The 19,713-nt window shown below is 75.8% G+C and carries 16 protein-coding genes; 7 read left to right on the forward strand and 9 right to left on the reverse strand.

Going from position 1 to position 19,713, the window contains the following annotated elements; genetic code table 11:
* Nucleotides 1–298 precede the first annotated feature (298 nt).
* On the forward strand, nt 299–892 hold the full coding sequence (locus QRT04_RS10885; protein ID WP_289455255.1) for a VanZ family protein: 594 nt from the start codon (nt 299–301) through the stop codon (nt 890–892).
* Here QRT04_RS10885 and QRT04_RS10890 read toward each other — a convergent pair.
* The 6 genes from QRT04_RS10890 to QRT04_RS10915 form a co-directional block, all read right to left on the reverse strand.
* Nucleotides 877–2,097 carry a pyridoxal phosphate-dependent aminotransferase gene (locus QRT04_RS10890; protein WP_289455771.1) on the reverse strand — a complete coding sequence of 407 codons (1,221 nt, stop codon included), beginning with the start codon at nt 2,095–2,097 and terminating at the stop codon, nt 877–879. The two genes, QRT04_RS10885 and QRT04_RS10890, sit on opposite strands and share 16 nt — an antisense overlap.
* A 40-nt stretch (nt 2,098–2,137) precedes the next feature.
* Complete coding sequence (locus QRT04_RS10895; protein ID WP_289455256.1) at nt 2,138–2,425, reverse strand: DUF4031 domain-containing protein; 288 nt, start codon at nt 2,423–2,425, stop codon at nt 2,138–2,140.
* 43 nt (nt 2,426–2,468) lie between these two features.
* The gene (locus tag QRT04_RS10900; protein WP_289455257.1) at nt 2,469–2,759 is read right to left on the reverse strand and encodes a WXG100 family type VII secretion target; all 291 of its coding nucleotides are present in this window, start codon (nt 2,757–2,759) and stop codon (nt 2,469–2,471) included.
* 47 nt (nt 2,760–2,806) lie between these two features.
* Nucleotides 2,807–3,676 (reverse strand): HD domain-containing protein, encoded by an 870-nt coding sequence (locus QRT04_RS10905; protein WP_326522463.1) that lies wholly within the window; start codon nt 3,674–3,676, stop codon nt 2,807–2,809.
* A 227-nt stretch (nt 3,677–3,903) separates the two neighbouring features.
* Nucleotides 3,904–5,484: a sensor histidine kinase gene (locus QRT04_RS10910; protein ID WP_289455258.1), complete on the reverse strand. Its 1,581-nt coding sequence runs from the start codon at nt 5,482–5,484 to the stop codon at nt 3,904–3,906.
* A 122-nt stretch (nt 5,485–5,606) separates the two neighbouring features.
* Nucleotides 5,607–6,323, reverse strand: a complete 717-nt coding sequence (locus QRT04_RS10915) for a response regulator transcription factor (RefSeq protein WP_289455259.1) — start codon at nt 6,321–6,323, stop codon at nt 5,607–5,609.
* Nucleotides 6,324–6,507: 184 nt separating this feature from the next.
* Between QRT04_RS10915 and QRT04_RS10920 the strand changes: the two genes are divergently transcribed.
* Nucleotides 6,508–7,233, forward strand: coding sequence for a type 1 glutamine amidotransferase (locus tag QRT04_RS10920; protein ID WP_289455261.1), 726 nt, complete (start codon nt 6,508–6,510; stop codon nt 7,231–7,233).
* A 347-nt stretch (nt 7,234–7,580) separates the two neighbouring features.
* On the opposite strand, the gene QRT04_RS10925 is transcribed toward QRT04_RS10920, so the two are convergent.
* Both QRT04_RS10925 and QRT04_RS10930 read right to left on the reverse strand, forming a co-directional pair.
* Nucleotides 7,581–9,227, reverse strand: coding sequence for a DNA repair helicase XPB (locus tag QRT04_RS10925; protein ID WP_289455262.1), 1,647 nt, complete (start codon nt 9,225–9,227; stop codon nt 7,581–7,583).
* Nucleotides 9,228–9,327: 100 nt separating this feature from the next.
* Nucleotides 9,328–12,012, reverse strand: a complete 2,685-nt coding sequence (locus tag QRT04_RS10930) for a helicase-associated domain-containing protein (RefSeq protein ID WP_289455263.1) — start codon at nt 12,010–12,012, stop codon at nt 9,328–9,330.
* 111 nt (nt 12,013–12,123) lie between these two features.
* On the opposite strand from QRT04_RS10930, the gene QRT04_RS10935 reads away from it, so the two are divergent.
* From QRT04_RS10935 to QRT04_RS10955, 5 genes are all read left to right on the forward strand, one after another.
* Entirely contained in the window at nt 12,124–13,455 is a 1,332-nt protein-coding gene (locus QRT04_RS10935; RefSeq protein WP_289455264.1) for an MFS transporter, read from the forward strand.
* A 129-nt stretch (nt 13,456–13,584) separates the two neighbouring features.
* Nucleotides 13,585–14,805 carry a M20 metallopeptidase family protein gene (locus tag QRT04_RS10940; RefSeq protein WP_289455265.1) on the forward strand — a complete coding sequence of 407 codons (1,221 nt, stop codon included), beginning with the start codon at nt 13,585–13,587 and terminating at the stop codon, nt 14,803–14,805.
* Between the two features lie 94 nt (nt 14,806–14,899).
* Nucleotides 14,900–15,283 (forward strand): cold-shock protein, encoded by a 384-nt coding sequence (locus QRT04_RS10945; RefSeq protein WP_289455267.1) that lies wholly within the window; start codon nt 14,900–14,902, stop codon nt 15,281–15,283.
* Between the two features lie 2 nt (nt 15,284–15,285).
* Nucleotides 15,286–16,395 (forward strand): DUF3027 domain-containing protein, encoded by a 1,110-nt coding sequence (locus QRT04_RS10950; RefSeq protein ID WP_289455268.1) that lies wholly within the window; start codon nt 15,286–15,288, stop codon nt 16,393–16,395.
* Nucleotides 16,392–19,439 carry a sacsin N-terminal ATP-binding-like domain-containing protein gene (locus QRT04_RS10955; RefSeq protein ID WP_289455269.1) on the forward strand — a complete coding sequence of 1,016 codons (3,048 nt, stop codon included), beginning with the start codon at nt 16,392–16,394 and terminating at the stop codon, nt 19,437–19,439. The genes QRT04_RS10950 and QRT04_RS10955 overlap by 4 nt, the downstream gene beginning before the upstream one ends.
* A 45-nt stretch (nt 19,440–19,484) precedes the next feature.
* Here the strand turns inward: QRT04_RS10955 and QRT04_RS10960 are convergent, their stop codons facing one another.
* On the reverse strand, nt 19,485–19,694 hold the full coding sequence (locus QRT04_RS10960) for a DUF2530 domain-containing protein (RefSeq protein ID WP_289455270.1): 210 nt from the start codon (nt 19,692–19,694) through the stop codon (nt 19,485–19,487).
* Nucleotides 19,695–19,713 lie beyond the last annotated feature (19 nt).

Genomic DNA, 19,713 nt, shown 5'->3' on the forward strand with positions numbered 1-19,713 from the left:
GGGTCGTCCGCCGAGACCTGTGGTCGCGTTCCGGACCTGTGGTTGCAGGCACAGGTCTCGACGCGAAGCACAGGTCTGGACGCCGGGGCGCCGCCCGGCGCGTCGTGCGGCGGTCGGAGCTCGCTCGCCGAATCGCCCACATCGGACATGTCGGCCCCGCTAGCGTCCATGAGCCGCACGGTCGTGCGGGACCCGTCCAGGGCAGGGGGACAGCCATGTCTGCACTCACGTACCGGTTCGTGCTCGCGACGCAGCACGACGGCGTGACGCTCACCGGCAGCGGAACGACGACCTACCCGTGACGCAGCTCTGGCGCGCCTTCGGCGACCTCGTCCCGATCGCACTGGTCGTGGGCGGGGTCGTCGGCGTGGGCGTGTTCCTCGGGTCGTGGGCGCATCGTGGGCTCGAGCGGAGCCGCGCTGCGGTCGGGACCGCCGTCGTCGACGCGCTTCTGGCGATCTGGGGGCTCTGCTACCTGGCGGTGACGCTCGCGCCCGCGGCGGGCGCCGAGGACTCGACCGTCCAGCTCGTGCCACTGCGCGACCTCGACGACTACGCGCACGCTGTGTCGTGGCAGGTGCCGGTCGCGCAGGTCGGCGGCAACCTCGTGCTCTACGGCGCGCTCGGCGTGCTGCTCGCGGCGCGTTGGCGCTGGGGCGTGCCGCGCACCGTCGCCGTCGGGGCGCTGATCGCGGTCGTCGACGAGGGCCTGCAGTGGTTGCTCGGAACGGGGCGGTCCGTGACGACGGACGACGTGATCGTCGGCGCCGTCGGCGTCGCGATCGGGGCGACGGTCGTGGTGCTCGCGCGTTCGGTCCTCGCCTGGGCGGCGCGCCGCAGGGCTGCCGCGGGCGTACCGGTGGCGGCCGGGGCAGGTCAGCGCTGGCGGTAGCTCGCCAGGAAGTTGCCGAGGCGCTCGACGACCTCCGCCATGATGCGGGCCTCCGGCAAGGTGACGAGCCGCAGGTGGTCGGGGTCCGGCCAGTTGAAGCCGGTGCCCTGCACGAGCAGCACCTTCTCCTGGACGAGCAGGTCGTACACGAGGCGTGCGTCGTCGTGGATCTGGTGGACCTCGGGGTCGAGGCGCGGGAACAGGTAGAGCGCGCCCTGCGCCTTGTAACAGCTGACGCCCGGGATCGAGACGAGCCCGCTGTGCGCGACCTCGCGCTGCTCGTGGAGGCGGCCGCCGGGTGCGATCAGCGGCTCGATGCTCTGCACGCCGCCCAACGCCGCCTGGACCGCGTGCTGGGCGGGCACGTTCGGGCACAGGCGCGTGGACGCGAGCAGGGTGATGCCCTCGAGGAAGCCCGTCGCGTGGTCGCGCGGCCCGGTGACGACGAGCCAGCCGGAGCGGTAGCCGGCGACGCGATAGGTCTTCGAGAGCCCGTTGAACGTGAGGCACAGCAGGTCGGGCGCGACCGACGCGAGCGGGATGTGCTGCGCGCCGTCGAACAGGATGCGGTCGTAGATCTCGTCGGCGAGCAGCAGCAGGCTGTGCTCCCGCGCGAGGTTCGCGATGCCCTCGAGGATCTCGCGCGAGTAGACCGCGCCGGTGGGGTTGTTGGGGTTGATGACGACGATCGCCTTGGTGCGCGGCGTGATCTGCGCCGCGATGTGCTCGAGGTCGGGCTGCCAGCCGTGCTCCTCGTCGCACCGGTAGTGGACGGGCTTGCCGCCGGAGAGGCTCGTCATCGCCGTCCACAGCGGGTAGTCCGGCGCGGGGACGAGCACTTCGTCGCCCTCGTCGAGCAGCGCCTGCATCACCATGGTGATCAGCTCGGAGACGCCGTTGCCGAGGTAGACGTCGTCGACGTCGAACTCCGGGAAGCCAGGGACGGTCTCGTAGCGCGTGACGATCGCGCGCCGCGCCGGCAGGATGCCGCGGCTGTCGGTGTAGCCGTGCGCGTGCGGGATCGCGGCGATGACGTCCTGGACGATCTGCGGCGGGGCGTCGAAGCCGAACGTGGCGGGGTTGCCGGTGTTGAGCTTGTAGACCGTGTGACCCTCGGCCTCGAGGCGCGCAGCCTCGGTCAGTGCGCTCCCGCGGATCTCGTACAGGACGTCGCGGAGCTTGGTCGACTGGTCGAGCGGTCGCATCGAGGGCACGAAGCCGAGGGTAACCGGCGGGCGCGGCGCCTCAGGACAGCGGCGTGCGGTGCCCGGCCCGGTCCCGGCCGGGGACGCGCAGGCCGGACGCGCGCAGCCGCCGGATCAGCTCGTGCGCGCTCACCGGCGTCGCGCCGAGCGCCACGATCTCGTCGTAGCGGACGTCCGGGACGTCGTAGTGGTCGAGGTCGAAGCCGCGTTCCGGGATGCCCGCGCGAGCCGCGAACTCGTGCAGCTCGTCGAGCGACGCGTCGCTGACGAGGTGTCCCCACAGCCGGCCGTGCTGCGGCCACATCGGCGGGTCGACGAGCACGGTCACCGGGCGAGGGTACGCCGACACGCGCCGCGCGACCTGCGCGGTGTCAGACGGCGAACAGGCGCGACGCCTGCGTCTCCGCGTCCGCGTACGCCTGCGCGGCGGCGTGCATCGCGGTGCTGATCTGCTCGAGGGAGCTCTCGAGCCGGGCCTCGGTCGCCGACCAGTCGGCCAGCACGCCGCCGAACGCGGTGGCCGCCGCCCCGCGCCACGTGTCGCGCAGTGCCGCGAGCTGCCGGTGCATCGCCGCGACCTCCGACCGGATCGTCGCGGCGCGCGTCTGCACGCTCGCCGCTGCCTGGGCCACCTGGGCGCTGTCGACCTCGTACCGGGTCACGTCGTCTCCGTCCGTCCGGGCCCCCACGCGGGGCCGACGTGGAGACGCTAGGCCGCGGGGTGGGTGCGGCCGGCGGGGTCGCCGGGCTCCGTGGACGGAGCGTCCACCGACGGGGCTGTGGACGGTTCGGCGGCCGGCGCGGACCCGTCCAGGGCGCGGTCCGGCGCTCCGTCGGACGTCGCGCCCATGGTGCTGGGCAGGTCGGGTGCGTCGGGGCCCGCCTCGGCGTCGAGGATCGCCAGCTCCTTCGCCAGCCGGTGCCGCTCGGCCAGGAGGTTCTGCCGCGCCGGCTCCTCCCACGCCGCGCCGAGCGGGCTCGAGAACAGCGTGGGACGGCCGAGCAGCTTGTCGAGGATGCGCAGGCGGGCCCGGACGAAGTCGCGCGCGGGCAGGTGCGCGTACTCGGCGCGCACGTCCAGCAGGTACGCCTTGTACTTCTGCGGCTCGCTCGCGAGCATCGCGAGGTCGGCGTCGCACAGCACCGCGCAGTCGACGTCGTTCGGGTTGGGCGCGTGCCGCACGAGCGCGACCACGAGGTCGTGCACCCGCCGGGCGCGCGCCTCGCTGACGCCGAGCGCGGTGAGCTCCTCGTAGGCCAGACGGGCGCTGGCGATCTCGTCCTCGCCGCCGCGGTTGGCGTACGCCTTGCGGTCAGCCGAGTCGAAGATCGCGCCGTGGTACCAGGCGGCGAGCCGGACGAGGTCGGGCTCGTGCGTCTCCTCGACGAGCTCGTCGACGCGCGCGAGCACGTCCACCAGGTGCTTGAGGTTGTGGAACGTGCGTCCCGGCGCGGTCCAGCGGTCGATCAGCGACTGCCCGGCCTCGCGGATCTGCTCGGTCGACGCGGTTCCCCCGGCTCCGACGACGCTTCGCTGGAACGACGAGAGCAACCACTGCGGTGCGTCATGGACGCCCATGGACCAGCCTTACGACGACGACTCGGACGGGTCATCGTAAGCCCTGGCCCCGCGCGGGGTGCGGTGTTCCGACAGGTCGCGAAACGGCTCACGGCGCGCGCGGTGCGGAGACCGGCACGGCTCGCCGACGGTGGAGCGGGAGCCTCGAGGGCGTGTCGCGCCCCTCCGCACGGACGGCGGAGGCGCGCGCACCGGGACGCGATGCGCGGCTCTGGACGGGCGGTGCGTCAGGAGGCCGGCGACGCGGGGAGGGCGACGCGCACCGTCGTCCCGCCGTCCGGCGTCTGCGCGAGCGTGACCTCGCCGTGGTGCGCGCTGACGATCGCGGCGACGATCGCCATGCCCAGGCCGGCACCGCCGCCCGACGTCCGGCCACGCGACGCGTCGACCCGGTAGAACCGCTCGAACACGCGCTTCGCGTGCTCCGGGTCGATGCCCGGGCCGTGGTCGCGCACCTCGACGACGCCTCGCGGCGCCCCGCCCGGCCCCTCGCCGGAGCCGACGGCGATCTCGACGCGCGTGCCCTCGGGCGTGTGCTGGACGACGTTGCCCACGAGGTTCGCGAGCACCTGCCGCAGCCGCGCCTCCTCGCCGATCACGACGAACGGCCCGCCGGATCCGCCCTCGGTCAGCGGCACGAGCCGCGCGGTGCGGGACGGGTCGAGCGCGTGGAGGTCGCTGACGGCGTCGGCCGCGAGGACGGTGAGGTCGACCGGTCCGAGCTGGAGCGGGCGACCCTCGTCGAGGCGCGCGAGCGCGAGCAGGTCCTCGACGAGACCCCCCATCCGGGTCGCGGAGCTCTCGATGCGCCGCATCGTGTCGTCGACCTGGTCCTTCGACGTCAGCGCGCCCATCCGGTACAGCTCGCCGTAGCCGCGGATCGTCGCGAGCGGCGTCCGCAGCTCGTGCGACGCGTCGGCGACGAACCGGCGCATGCGGGCCTCGGACGCGGTGCGGACGTCGAACGCGTCCTCGATCTGGGCGAGCATCGTGTTCAGCGCGGCGCCCAGCCGGCCGACCTCCGTCGTCGCCGGCGCGCTCGGCACACGTCGAGAGAGGTCGCCCGCGGCGATCGCCGCCGCGGTGTCCTCGATCTCGTGCAGGGACCGCAACGAGCGACGTACCGCCCACCAGCCGGCGACGGCGCCGATGACGAGGATGGCGACGCCCGTCAGCAGCAGGACGAGCACCATGCTCTGGAACGTGTCCTGAGCGCCGCCGAGGGGCAGCGCCACGGCGACGGACCCGACCACCGTGTTCTGCGGCCCGGCCGTCGCGGGGAACATCGCGACGCGCCAGTGCGAGCCCGCCATGGTCGACGTCACGGTGAACGGCTTGCCCTTGAGCCTCGAGGCCTGCCGGACCGTCAGGTCGGGGATGTTCGGCGTCCCGTACTGCTCGACGACCGTCCTGCGGTAGACGGCGCCCTGCCCCCACAGCTCGGTGTCGAGGCTGACGTAGTAGTCGGACGGCGTCTGGAGGTTCGCGGAGCCGCGGAGCGGGTCCGACGAGCTGGCGGCGATCTGCTGGGCGAGCGCGAGGCCCTCCGTCGAGAGCTTGCTGTCGAGCTGCGCGACCAGGTTGCGGTGCAGCAGCGTCGACGCCGCGACACTGGTGATGACCAGGCCGATCGCGAGCAGCACGCTGATGATGCCGACGAGCCGGGCGACGAGCGGGACGCGCGACCAGCCGTCCGTCAGACGGGCCCCGGCGCGGCGGACGCCGGCGACACCCGAGGGCGTGCGGCGCTGCGGAGCCGCGGCGTCCACGTGGACCGGGCGGTCGGTCGCCGGCGTGGGGGTCGGCACGTCCGCCTCGGGGTGTCCGGTGCCGGGGCGCCGCGTCCCGGGCGGGGGCGGCACGGGACCGACGCCGGGCGGCACGGCCACGGGCGCCCCCGGGGCGCCGGCGGCGGGAGGGGGAGCGCTCGTCACGGGGCCTCGCGCAGCAGGTAGCCGACGCCGCGGCGGGTGTGGATGAGCGGCGGGAGCTTCTGCCCGTCCTGGTCGGTGAGCGCGTCGATCTTGCGGCGCAGGTACGAGATGTAGGACTCGACGATGTTCGCGTCGCCGCCCCAGTCGTACTGCCAGACGTGGTCGAGGATCTGCGACTTCGACAGGACGCGGCCCGGGTTCAGCATGAGGTAGCGCAGCAGCTTGAACTCGGTCGGCGACAGCTCGACGGGCCGGCCCGCGCGGTGCACCTCGTGGCTGTCCTCGTCGAGCTCGAGGTCCGCGTACCGCAGCACGCTCGTCTCGGTGTCGAGGTCGGGCCGGGTGCGGCGCAGCACCGCGCGGATGCGCGCCACGACCTCCTCGAGGCTGAACGGCTTCGTGACGTAGTCGTCGCCGCCGACCGTCAGACCCTGCACCTTGTCGGCGGTGTCGTCGCGCGCCGTGAGGAACAGGACGGGGACGTGCTGACCCTTCTCCCGCAGGCGACGCGTCACCGTGAAGCCGTCCATGTCAGGGAGCATGACGTCGAGCACGACGAGGTCCGGCTCGGTGTCGCGTGCGAGGCGGAGCGCGGAGCCGCCGTCCGCCGCGGCGTGCACCTCGAACCCCGCGAACCGCAGGCTCGTGGCGAGGAGCTCACGGATGTTCGGCTCGTCGTCGACGACGAGCAGGCGCGCCTCCGGCTGGGTCATGGGACCAGTGTCGACCCGGACGCTGGGAATCCGCTGGGCGAAAGCCGAGCGCACCGGCTCGTCCGGGGGCTTGGAGCCCGCCACGAGGGCGCGTCTCCGGCCGATCCCACACGGAGCCCGTCGAGGTCAAGCCATGGATCCGGAGGTTTCGGGCACGCGTCCGACTCCAGGTACCTTCGACGCCATGACCCTGCTGACCGTCGTGCAGAGCGCGCCCGATGCGGCGCTCGACGTGTTCGCGCCGCGGTTCACCGCGGCAGGCCTCGACGTCCGCGTCGTCGCCGCCTTCGCCGGCGAGGCCGTGCCCGCGCCCGACGAGGTCGGCGACGGCCTCGTGGTGCTCGGCGGCCCGTTCTCCGTGCGTGACGACGCCGCCGCCCCGTGGCTCGCCGAGGTGCGCGCGCTCCTCGCCGAGGTGACGGTGCCGACGCTCGGCATCTGCCTGGGCGCACAGCTGCTGGCCGTGGCTCGCGGCGGACGCGTGCAGGTCGACGCGCCCCCCGGGCTCGAGGGCGGCGTGGTCGACGTCCGGTGGCGCCCCGAGGTGGCCGAGGACCCGGTGCTCGGCCCGGTCGCTGCGCTCGCGGACGCCCGGCACGCGACCCCGTCGCTGACGCTGCACCGCGACGCCGTCGTCGACCTGCCGGCCAAGGCCGTGTGGCTCGGCTCGTCGCAGACGTACCCGTACCAGGCGTTCCGCGTCGGTGCGGCGTGGGGCGTGCAGTTCCACCCCGAGTCGTCGGTCGAGTCGGTGGCGCGCTGGGCCGCGGACGACGTCGACGCGTCGCCCGACGACGTCCGCGCGGCCTACGCGGCGCGCGCCGAGCAGATCGACGCCGTCGGCGCGACGCTCGCGGACGCGTTCGCGGCACGCGTGCAGGCGGTCGCCCAGGAGCGCGTGGCGGTCTGACGCGACCCGGGCCGGCCGGGCGACCGCCGGTGACCTCCGCGCCTCGCGGTCCGCGACTTCGCGTCCGCGCGTTCGCGTCCGCGACTTCGCGCCGCATCCGTGAGTTCGGTCAGTTTCCGTGGATCCGGACTCGCGGAAGCTGACCGAACTCACGGACTCGGGCGGGTGACCCGACCGAACTCACCGACTCGATCGGCTGACCCAACCGAACTCGCGGACTCGGGCGGGTGACCCGACCGAACTCACGGAGTCGATCGGGTGACCCGACCGAACTCGCGGAGTCGATCGGGTGGCCCGACCGAACTCGCGGAGTCGGCAGGTGTCGCGCTGCGCGCGACCACCGCCGGTCACGCCACGGAGTCCAGGTCCTCCGCGTCGACGATCGTGTAGGCGTAGCCCTGCTCCGCCAGGAAGCGCTGGCGGTGGGCGGCGAAGTCCTGGTCCACCGTGTCGCGCGCGACGACCGTGTAGAAGTGCGCGGTCCGCCCGTCGCCCTTGGGGCGCATGATCCGGCCGAGCCGCTGCGCCTCCTCCTGGCGCGAGCCGAACGACCCGGACACCTGGATCGCGACCGCCGCCTCGGGCAGGTCGATGGAGAAGTTCGCGACCTTCGACACGATCAGCGTCGAGATCTCGCCCGACCGGAACGCGTCGAACAGTCGCTGGCGCTCGCGGACCGTCGTCTCGCCGGTGATCAGGTCGGCGCCGAGGTGGTCACGCAGCTCGTGCAGCTGGTCGAGGTACTGGCCGATGACGAGCACCTGCTCGCCCGCGTGCTTCGCGACGAGCCGCTCGACCACCCGGTTCTTGCCGGCGGCAGTCGCCGCGTACCGGTACTTCTCTTCCGGCTCGGCCGTCGCGTACGTCATGCGCTCCGAGTCGGGCAGCGTCAGACGGACCTCGACGCACTCGGCGGGCGCGATGTAGCCCTGCGCCTCGATGTCCTTCCACGGCGCGTCGAACCGCTTGGGGCCGATGAGCGAGAACACCTCGTCCTCGCGCCCGTCCTCACGGACCAGCGTCGCGGTCAGGCCGAGGCGTCGGCGGGCCTGCAGATCGGCGGTCATGCGGAAGATCGGCGCCGGCAGCAGGTGCACCTCGTCGTAGAGGATGAGGCCCCAGTCGCGCGCGTCGAGCAGCTCGAGGTGCGTGTACACGCCCTTCCGCTTGGTCGTCAGCACCTGGTACGTCGCGATCGTGACGGGCTTGATCTCCTTGCGGGCGCCCGAGTACTCGCCGATCTCGTCCTCCGTCAGCGTCGTGCGCTTGACGAGCTCGTCGCGCCACTGGCGGGCCGACACGGTGTTCGTGACGAGGATCAGGGTCGTCGTCTTCGACCGCGCCATCGCCCCGGCGCCCACCAACGTCTTGCCCGCACCGCAGGGGAGCACGACGACGCCCGAGCCGCCGTGCCAGAAGCCGGCGACCGCCTGCTCCTGGTAGGGGCGCAGGTGCCAGCCGTTCTGCTCCAGGTCGATCGGGTGCGCCTCGCCGTCGACGTACCCCGCGAGGTCCTCGGCCGGCCAGCCCAGCTTGAGGAGCACCTGCTTGAGGTGGCCGCGCTCGGACGGGTGGACGACGACGTCGGTCGTGTCGAGCTGGGCACCGAGCAGGCCCGCGGTCCGCTTCGAGCGCGTGACCTCGGCCATCACCGCCGCGTCGAGCGCGTGCAGCACCAGGCCGTGCACCGGGTCCGCGACGAGCTGGAGGCGGCCGTAGCGCGACATCGTCTCCGCGACGTCGACCAGCAGCGCGTGCGGCACCGGGTAGCGGCTGTACTCGAGGAGGACGTCGACGACCTGCTCGGCGTCGTGGCCCGCGGCGCGCGCGTTCCAGAGGCCCAGCGGCGTGAGGCGGTAGGTGTGGACGTGCTCCGGCGCGCGCTCGAGCTCGGCGAACGGTGCGATCGCGCGGCGGCAGGCGTCGGCCTGGTCGTGGTCGACCTCGAGCAGCAGCGTCTTGTCGCTCTGGACGATCAGCGGGCCGTTCGGCACGGGCTCTCCTGCTCCCCGACGGCTGCGGCCGGGCGGGCCGCGAGACGGTCGGATCGGACGTGGGACGCGGCCAGGTGGGCTGGTCGCGATCGTGGGGTGGTCAGGTCGGGTCGGCCGGCGCGACCGAGGCGATGCGGTGCACGGCGACGGTCAGCTCGGCCTCGCGCTGCGGGTCGACCGCCCGGAGGCGACCGCCGTCGACGCGGACCGGGCGGAGCAGCCGGCGCTGAGGCGCGCCCGTCGAACCGACGAGCTCGACCCAGACCAGCGCCTTCTGCGCGGCCGCCTCGCGCAGCAGCACCAACGCGGAGGCGGGGTCGTCTGTTCCGGCCGGCGACGGGGGCGCGGGGGAGGGCGGCCGGGCGAGGTCGGCGCCCTGGGCCGTGCGGGTCGCCGAGAGACTCGGGACGGCGGCCCGCGCGTCGGGCGGCGCGGGTGCGGGGTGACCGACGGCGGGGCGAGCGAGGTCGCCGGCGGCCGACCGTGCACCAGCGCCGGCACCAGCGCCGGCACCTGCACCAGCGCCGGCACCGGCCGACCCGCCGATGCCGGCACCGGCCGCCCGCGCGGACAGCGCGCCCGCTGAACCGGCCGTCCGTCCGTGCGGAGCGTCGCGCGTCGCGCCGCCAGCGCCACCGTCCCGGGTCGGCCCGACCGTACGCTCCGCACCGACGGTCGCCGGGTGCGCGGCCTGCGGCCCGTCCCCCTCGGGGCGCACCTCCCAGTGCACACCGGTCGCGAGAGGCAGCGGCGCGACCGCGGCCTCCGCCGCCTCCTCGGCGCGGCGCAGGTGCGGCACGAGCGCGCGCAGTCGCTCGAGCGACGTCGCGTCCCGCGCCTGGTTGATCAGCGCGTCGGACTCGGCGCGGCGGCGCGCGGCGAGCGTCGACCGCCGACTCACCCGCCGCACCTCCGGAGCCACGTGGAGCACCTGGCCGTCCGGCCCCTCGGCCACGGGCGCGAGCCCGCGGGCCCGGAGCGCGTCGAGCAGCTCGCGCACGCCCGCCTGGGCCGCGAGCACGGTCGGCGCGAGCAGCACGAGCCCCAGGCCGGCGAGCCGCGGGTCCTCGGCGAGGCCTGCGAGCAGCGCCGGGTCGTCGGCACGCACGTAGCTCGACGCGCCGCCGACCCGCACGAGCCCGTGCCGGCGCGCGGCGTCGCGGACCAGGTACTCGAGCGGCTGCGGGACGCGCCCGCGTGCGAACGTCGCGAGCTCCGCGAGCAGCCCGTCGGCGGTCGAGCCCTGGTCGAACGCCCGCCGCACCGACTCGGGCGTGAACCGCACGGTGAGCGCGCCGCCGCGCGACTCGACGCGGGCTGCGCGGTCGATCAGCTCCTCGAGCGCCGTGCCTGGCCGCCCGGGCACGATCCCCGTCAGGTCGCCCTGCAGCAGGATCTCGTCGACCCCCGCGGGCAGCCCGGCCTCGAACGCCACCGCGGCGTCGCTGCCGGGCGTGACGAGGGCGCGACCCGGTGCCGTCAGCGCGCCCGCGCCGACGACGCCCACCTGCACGGCCTCGTCGAGGATCGCCTCGACGGCCTGCCGCGGCGGAACCGCACGCGGCGTCCGCCAGCGGAGCGCCTCGACCACCGCGTCGACACCGATCGCCGCGCCCTCCGGGGCGTCCGCGAGCACCCGGAGCACCGCCGCACGCAGGCGCGGCGCCCACGGCCGCTGCAGCTCGGGGTCGAGCGCGGCGATCACGCCGCCGCGGTCGTCGCGAGACCCGACGAGCCAGGGCGTGCGCGCCGTGTCCCGCCACGCGCGTGCCAGGACGGCCCAGCGGCCCGGCAGCTCGCGCGCGTGCCACTCGTCGGCCGCGACCGTCGGCACGAACGAGGGCGCCTCCTCGCCGTCGTCGGCCACGAGGCCCGCCGCGCCGGCGAGCTCGACGACGAATGCCGTCGTCGCCTCGTCGACCTCGAGCGCGGCGGCCGTCCGCTTGAGCTCGCGGACCCCGAGGCCGCCCGCGCGCAGCACCGCCGGCGGCTGCTGCTCCCACGTCCGCACCAGCCGCGCGACGAGCCGCACGATGCGGTCGCCCGCGCTCGCGGCCTCGGCGGCGAGCGTCTCCGCGGCGCGCACGGGCGCGGACTGCGCGACCGTCGGAGGCAGCGACGGCGCGCGGTGCGTGCGTCCGCCGCGCAGCGCGAGCGCCGCCGAGCGCGGCAGCACCACGTGGCGGGCGTCGACGGCCACGAGCACGCCGTGCTCGACGAGCCAGCCCACCGCGGCGCCCGCGGGCGTGCCCTTCGCGGGTGCGAGCCCGACGGGCGGCCCCCACAGCAGCGCGTCCACCACGGAGCGCGCGCCGGGCGGGGCGTCGGCGAGGCGCGCGGCCGGGTCGGGCTCGAGGCCCGCGCGCTCGGCCGCCCGGGCGTCGAACGTGTCGGGCGCGAGCCCGGCCGGGTAGGCGCCGAACAGCTCCGCGACGCCGGGCGCCGCCCGCAGCACGCCGTCGTCGTCGGGGAAGACGAGCAGCCGGGTGGTCGCGCCGGCCAGGTGCGCCGCGACGAACGAGACGGCATCGGGACCGTCGGCCCCCACCGCGTGCGGCACGTCGGCGGCCGTCACCGCCCCGAGCGCGACCACGGCCTCGACGACCTGCAGCACCGCCGCGTCGACCGACGCGAGCGCGCGCTCGAGGCTCGTGCGGCTCGTCGCGCGGACCGCGAGCGAGGAGAGCGTCGACGGCGACGGGGACGCGAGGTCCGGCCGGGCGCGCAGCAGCGCGACGAGCTCGTCGTCGGTGCGCGCGCGCAGGTGCGCCGTGAACGGGGACATCCGCACCACGATACGTGCGCCGGCCCCGCCTGTGCCCGGGACCGGGGTTACCCTCGGTGCCGCTCCAGGGCCGGACGGCCCGCCCGCGAGCACCGGACGAGGAGGTCCCCGATGGCGGTCAGCCGCGCGCGTGTCGTCGTCGCGAGCACCGCAGGCATCTTCGTCGAGTCGCTCGACTGGACGATGTACGCGCTCCTCGCGCCGCACTTCGCGGGGCAGGTCTTCCCCGGGCACGACGAGGTCGCCAAGGTGCTCGGGGCGTACGTCGTGTTCGCCGCGGGCTTCGTCGCGCGGCCCGTCGGGTCGTTCGTCATGGGCCGCATCACGGACGTGCGCGGTCGGCGCGCCGGCCTCGTCGCGTCGGTGTCGCTGATCGCCGCGGGCTCCGCGCTGCTCGCGCTCGCGCCGACGTACGCGGTCGCGGGCTGGTGGGCGGCCGTCGTCGTGGTGGTCGCGCGGCTGACGCAGGGCATCGCGATGGGCGGCGAGGTCGCGACGGCCGCGACGTACGTGGTCGAGGTCGCGCCCGCCGAGCGCCGGTACCGGTACGGCGCGTTCGCGTACTCCGGCGACGCTTTCGGCACGCTCGCGGCGACGATCGTGCTCGCGGTGCTGCTCGGCGTGCTCGGCACCGACGCGGTCGAGAGCGGGGGATGGCGCATCGCGTTCGCGTTCGCCTCGCTCTGCGGGCTGCTGGCCGTGTGGATCCGGCGGGGCGTGCCCGAGTCGCGCGTGTTCGAGGCCGCGCGTGACGCGGGCCCCGAGCCGATCCGTCCGCTGCTCCGCGCGCACCGCGGCCGGATGGGCCTCGCCTTCATGCTCACGATCGGCTCGACCATCGGCGTCTACCTCGGCAGCGTCTACCTGCCCGAGTACGCGCACCACACCGGCCGCTACACCGACGCGCAGGCGACGAGCCAGCAGACCGTCGCGCTCGTCGTGCTGCTGCTCGCGATGATCGCGTCCGGCTTCCTGTCCGACCGGTTCGGCCCGCTGCCACTGATCCGCATCGGGTTCACGGGTGCCGCGCTGCTCGTCGTGCCCCTGCTCGTCGGGTTGGCGAACGGGTGGCTGCCGTTCGTCGTCGCCGCGCCGCTGTTCACCGCGTGCGTCGGGCTGCAGCTCGGCGTGACGCCTGTCGCGGGGGCGCGGCTGTTCCCCGTGCCGATCCGCGCGGTGGCGCTCGGCGTGCCCGCGGGGCTGGCGATCGCGATGTTCGGCGGCACGTTCCCCTACGTCGCCGAGTGGCTGATCTCGGAGGCGCACGCCCTCCGGCTGGTGCCGGTGTACGCCGCCGTCGGGCTGGCGGTGTCGGCGGTGGGCTCGTGGCTGGTCTCGTACCGGCTGATGTACCCGCCCGACACGCTCGCCGGCACGCACGCCGTGCCGCCGGCGCCGGCGGTCGCGGGTGAGGATGCGGTGAGCCCCGGCTCGAGGCCGTGAGTCGTGGTCGAGGCCGTGAGCTCCGCCGGTTCGCGTGGGTTGCGACTCACGGGTGCGGCACCAGACTCACTGTCTGGCCGCGAGCTCACTGGGTGGTTGGACCGGAGAAACGTGGAACGGAGAACGTCGATGACGCTCAGCACCGAGGTCTATGGCGCGCTGCGCGCCGACGCCGCCGCGCTCTTGCCCGACCTCGTCGCGCTGCGGCGCGCGCTGCACGCCGAGCCCGAGCTGGGCCTCGACCTGCCGCGGACGCAGGCCATCGTGCTCGACGCGCTCGAGGGGCTCGACCTCGAGGTCGCCACCGGCACGTCGCTCACCTCGGTGACGGCCGTGCTGCGCGGCGCACGCCCCGGCCCCGCGGTGCTGCTGCGCGGCGACATGGACGCGCTGCCCGTCACCGAGGACACCGGCGAGCCGTTCGCGTCGCGCAACGACGGCGTCATGCACGCGTGCGGCCACGACCTGCACACGGCCGGCCTCGTCGGCGCCGCACGGCTGCTCGCCGCCCGCCGGGAGGAGCTCGCCGGGTCCGTCGTGCTGATGTTCCAGCCCGGCGAGGAGGGCCCCGCGGGTGCGCTGCACATGATCGAGGAGGGTGTGCTCGACGCGGCGGGGGAGCGGGTCGTCGCGGCGTACGGGCTGCACGTCATGTCGGCGGTGCTGCCGACGGGCCTCGTGGCCTCACGACCGGGCACGATGCTCGCGGCGGCCGACGACTTCCGCATCACCGTGAAGGGGCGCGGCGGTCACGGCTCGATGCCGCACCTCGCCGCCGACCCGGTCCCCGTCGCGGCCGAGATCGTGCTCGCGCTGCAGACGATGGTGACGCGCGAGTTCGACGCCTTCGACCCCGTGATCGTCACCGTCGGGCACCTCACGGCGGGGACGACGCACAACGTCATCCCGGCGACAGCCGAGCTCGAGGGCTCGGTGCGCACGTTCTCGGAGGCGGTCCACGACGTCGCGCCCGAGCGGCTGCGTCGCGTCGCGGACGGCATCGCCGCCGCGCACGGCATGACGGTGGACGTGGACTACCACCGCGGCTACCCGGTGCTCGTGAACCACGCGCCCGAGGTCGACCGGATCGGCGAGGTGACGCGCGCGATGTTCGGTGACCAGGCGTTCCTCGTGCCGCCGCAGCCGATCGCGGGGGCGGAGGACTTCGCCTACGTGCTGAACGAGGTCCCGGGCGCGTACTTCGGGCTCGGCGCGGCGCCGGTCGGCGAGGACCCCGCGACGGCGGCGTACAACCACTCGGCGCAGGCGCGGTTCGCCGAGGAGGCGCTCGCCGTGGGCCCGGCGGTGCTCGCCGGGCTCGCGCTGCACCGGCTGGCGGAGGGTGCCTGACGAGCGGGGCGGGGGCCGGATCGAGGCGGCTTGCCCGCGTGCGGGCCGGTAGCCTGGTGACCAGGTAGTCCTCGAGCAACGACAGGGGTTCACGGTGCCCACCGGCAAGGTCAAGTGGTACGACACCGAGCGCGGCTTCGGCTTCATCGCCGACGACGACGGCGGCGAGGTGTTCCTGCACGCCTCGGCGCTGCCCGCAGGCGTCACCGCGCTCAGGCCGGGTGCGAAGGTCGAGTTCGGCGTGGCCGACGGGCGGCGTGGCCCGCAGGCTCTCTCCGTCAAGGTGCTCGAGCCCCTTCCGTCGGTCGCGAAGGCCAAGCGCCGCCCGGCCGACGAGATGGCGGTCGTCGTCGAGGACCTCATCAAGCTGCTCGACCGGGTCGGCAACGACCTGCGCCGCGGGCGCTACCCCGAGAAGGCCCGCGCCACCCAGTACGCGACGCTGCTGCGCGCGGTCGCCGACGACCTCGAGGCCTGAGCATGCCCGTCGCCACGAAGGACGCCGTCCTCGGGTCCGCCGTCGACCTCGCGCGCGAGGTCGCGATCGAGCTCGCGCAGGATCCCGCCGACGTCGGTGAGCACCTCGGCTTCACGGTCGACGACGAGCGGCTCGTCTCGCACCGCTTCGCGTGCCTGGCCCGCGGCTACCGCGGGTGGGAGTGGACCGTCACGGTCGCGCGCGTGCCCCGCGGGCGCTCGGCCACCGTCTGCGAGGCCGAGCTCCTGCCCGGCGACGACGCCATCCTCGGCAAGGCGTGGGTGCCGTGGTCCGACCGCCTGCGGCCGGGCGACATCGGTGCCGGCGACGTGCTGCCGTTCCGCGCCGACGACCCGCGCCTCGTGCCCGGCTGGACGCCGACCGGCGACGCCGAGCTCGACGAGGTCGCGATCGACGAGCTCGCGCTCGCACGCGCGCGGGTGCTCTCGCCGCTCGGGCGCGACGAGGCCGCCGACCGCTGGTACCGCGGCGCGCACGGCCCGACGACCCCGGGTGCGCTCGCGGCCAGCGCAGCCTGCGCCTCGTGCGGGTTCCTCGTGCCGCTCCAGGGCTCGCTGGGCCAGCTGTTCGGCGTCTGCGCCAACGAGTGGTCGCCCGACGACGGCAAGGTCGTCAGCTACGACCACGGCTGCGGCGCACACTCCGAGACCGACGCCGAGCAGCCCGCGTCCGAGTGGCCCGCGGCCGACCCGCTGATCGACGAGCTCAGCGTCGAGGCGGTGGACCTGTCGAGCCTGCCTGCGGCTGCGGCTGCGGCTGCGGATGTCGCGACGCCCGCCGCGGAGCCCGCGCGGGTGCCCGACGAGGTGGCCGAGGACGTGGTGGCTCGCGGCGAGTTCCCGGCCGAGGACGCGGCCGGGCAGGACGCGGACGCCGTGGCCGAGGACGTGGTGGCTCGCGGCGAGTTCCCGGCCGAGGACGCCGCGCCCGCCGACGAGGCTGCGCCGGAGGACGACGGACCGGCCGACGAGGCGTCGGCCGTCGACGCACCGCCGACGACCGCCGACGACGCCGCAGCCGACGCCCCGCCCGCCGACGCCCCGCCCGCCGACGCCCCGGCCGACGAGCCGGCCACAGACCCGGAGCCGTGACGCCGGACCCCTTCGGCACCGCCGCCCTCCGCGCGGCCGTCCTGGGGGCCTGGCGGGCGTCACCCGCGCGACTGCGCGAGGACGCCAACGTCGAGGAGGACCACGCCCGCGGCTACTACCGCGACCGGGTGGTCGTCGAGCTCGCGCAGAACGCGGCCGACGCCGCGACCCGCGCGGGCGTGCCGGGCCGCCTGCTGCTGCGCCTGGGTCACACCGACGACGGACGCGCGGTGCTCGTCGCCGCGAACACGGGCGAGCCGCTCGACGCCGAGGGCGTCGCGTCGCTCGCGTCGATGCGTGCGTCGTCGAAGCGCGCGGGCGACGGAATCGTCGGTCGGTTCGGCGTCGGGTTCGCGGCGGTGCGGGCGGTGGCCGACGAGGTCTCGGTGCTGTCGACCTCAGGCGGCGTGCGGTTCAGCCTGCGTGACACCGCGGCGCTGCTCGCCGAGGCGGCGGCCGAGGTCCCGGCCCTCGAGGACGAGGTGCGCCGGCGGGACGGCTCGCTGCCGGCGCTGCGTCTGCCGCTGCCCGCCGACGGCCGCCCGCCGACCGGCTACGACACGGCGGTGGTGCTCGAGCTCCGCGACGAGGTCGCGTTCGACGAGGTCGCGGCCCTGCTCGCGGCGGTGGACGACGCGCTGCTGCTCGCGCTCGCCGGGTTGACGGAGGTCGTCGTCGAGGCGCCCGACGGACCGGGCCGACGTCTGGCGGACGTCGGTGCGCGGTGGGTCGTCGCGTCGGCGGAGGGCGAGCTGCCGCTCGCCCTGCTGGCGGACCGGCCGGTCGAGGAGCGCGCGGCGCGTGCCTGGCGCGTGACGATCGCGCTCCCGCGCGACCCCGCGGCCGCGCGCGCCGACCTGACCCGCCTGCACGCGCCGACCCCGACGGACGAGCGCTCGAGCCTGCCGGTGCTCGTCGTCGCGACCCTGCCGCTGGACCCCACCCGCCGCCACGTCGCCCGGGGCGCGCTCACGGACGCGCTGCTCGATCACGTCGCCGGCGCGTACGCCGCGCTCGCGCGGCTGGTGGCCGACACCGACGGCGACGTGCTGGCGCTCGCGCCGACCGGGTTCGCCGCGGGCGAGGTGGACGGCGATCTTCGCGCTCGTGTCCTCCGGGCGCTGGCGGCGACGCCGCTCCTCGTGCCGGCGGCGGCCGCGGGCGGGCTCGCGGGGGCCGACGCCGGCACCGCCCCGCTCGTCCCCCCGGCGCGCGCGGTCGCGATCGAGGGCGCGGCCGGCCGGGACGCTGCGACCCTGCGGGTGCTCGGCGAGTGGGTGGCCGGGCTGGTGCGCGTCCCGCCGGGTCGTGAGCCGCAGGCACGGTCGCTGGGCGTCGAGGTGCGGCCGCTCGCGGACGTCGTCGACGAGCTCCCGGCGCTGCCGGACCCGCGCTGGTCGGAGCTCTACGGGGCGCTCGCGCCGCTCGCGGACGACCCGCGCGACCGCGAGGCGCTCGCCGGCCTGCCGGTGCCGCTCGCCGACGGCCGCGTGGTCCGGGGCGCTCGAGGCGCGCTCGTCGTGGACGCGGACGTCGCGGCAGCGCTCGACGACCGCACCTTCGACGCGCTGGCGCGGCTCGGGCTGCGGATCGTCGACCCCGCCGCCGCCGGCCCGCTGCTCGAGCGGCTCGGTGCCACGGCGGCCGACGCCGCGGCCCTCCTGACGCAGCCCGCGGTCCGCGCGGCGGTCCTCGCTGCCGCGGACGACGACGAGCCCGACCCCGAGGTGACCCATACCGTGCTCGCGCTCGTCGCCGCGGCTCGCGAGGTGCCGCCCGACGCGCGGCCGTGGCTGGGCCTGCTGACGCTGACCGCGGCGGACGGCGAGCCGACCCCGGCCGACGGCCTGGTCCTGCCGGGCTCGGCCGCGGCTCGGCTGCTCGACGAGCGGGTGCTGGCCCCGGTGGCGCTCGAGCTGGTGGACCGCTGGGACGCCGACACGCTCGCGGCCGTCGGCGTGCGGCGCGAGCTCGTGGTGCTGCGCGTGGCCGACGTCCTGGCCGACCCGGCGAGCGCCGACGACCCCGATGCGCTCGCCGCGCAGTCGCTCGACGGGTGGGAGGAGTACCTCGAGCACCTCGCGGACACGCTCGGCGCGGGCGCGTACGTGGGTGACGCCTCCGCGGTCGCGGACCTCGACGCCGTCGCGCCGGGCGCATGGCCCGAGGTGCTCGCGCGGATCGCGGGCGAGCCCGAGCTGCGTCGCGTGCTCGTCGAGCCGGTGCGTGGCGAGGGCGGCGGGGTCGCCGGGTCGTACACCGCGTGGTGGCTGCGCGAGAGAGCGGACCTCGGCCTCGGTGCGCCGTTCCTGGTCGGCTCCGGGCTTCCCGTCGGCGGGGCGGCCGACCCTGCTGCCGCGCTCGTCCCGCCGCCGCCCGCCACTGTGGCGGCACTCGACGGCGAGGTGCAGCGTGCTCTCGGTGGTGTCGAGGGCCTCGCGGAGCTCGACGGCGCCGCGTGGACCCGGCTGCTCGACGAGTGGGAGGTCGGCACGCCTGTCGCGCCCGCGCTCGCGGTGCTCGTGTGGCGGCACGCGGCGCCCGCCGACCCACCCGAGCACGTCCCGGCACTCGTCGCCCCCGGCCGGATCGCCGTGGTGCACGCGCAGGACGCGGCGGTCGCCGACGGCCCGATGTGGTGGCAGCGCACCGACGTCGCGGCGGTCGTCCCGTGCCTCGCGCGCGACGACGCGGTGCGCGCAGGCGCGGCGCTCGACCTGCCGTTGATGAGCGCGATCGCCCCGGGTCGGCCGGACGAGCCGGGCGTCGACGCGCCCGTCCCGGCGGCCGCGGCCGAGCTCGTCGCGGAGCTGCCGGCGACGTGGCGCGAGCACGACGACCTGCTGGTCGACGGCGTGCCGGTCGAGTGGTGGGTCGACGCGGACGGGCTGCCGCACGCGACAAGCCTCGCGGGCCTCGCGGCGGCCCTCGCGCAGGCGGCCGGGCGGTGGTCGCAGCGCGCCGCGCTCGAGGCGGTGCTGCTCGACCCGGCGCGCGTCGCCGAGCTCGCGCTCGATGCTGCCTGGGGCGCGCCGGACGCGTGACGTTTCCACCCCGACCGCGTCAGCCCACCGCGGGACGGCGGCCCGTCAGGCGGCCCGGTGGCGGCGCGTCCAGTCGAGCGCGATCCCACCCAGCGCGAGCCCCGCGAGGCACACCCAGGCGGGCGTCCACCCGACGTCGGTCAGCGACCCGAGCAGCACGCACGGCACGAGCGCGACGAGCCACACCGCCATGCCGACGAGCACCACGCGCCGCAGGTCGACGGAGACGGGTTCCGGGGGAGTGCGCAGGGCCACGTCCGCAGGCTAGCCCGGC

Source organism: Cellulomonas alba (assembly GCF_030362835.1).
GTDB lineage: Bacteria > Actinomycetota > Actinomycetes > Actinomycetales > Cellulomonadaceae > Cellulomonas > Cellulomonas alba.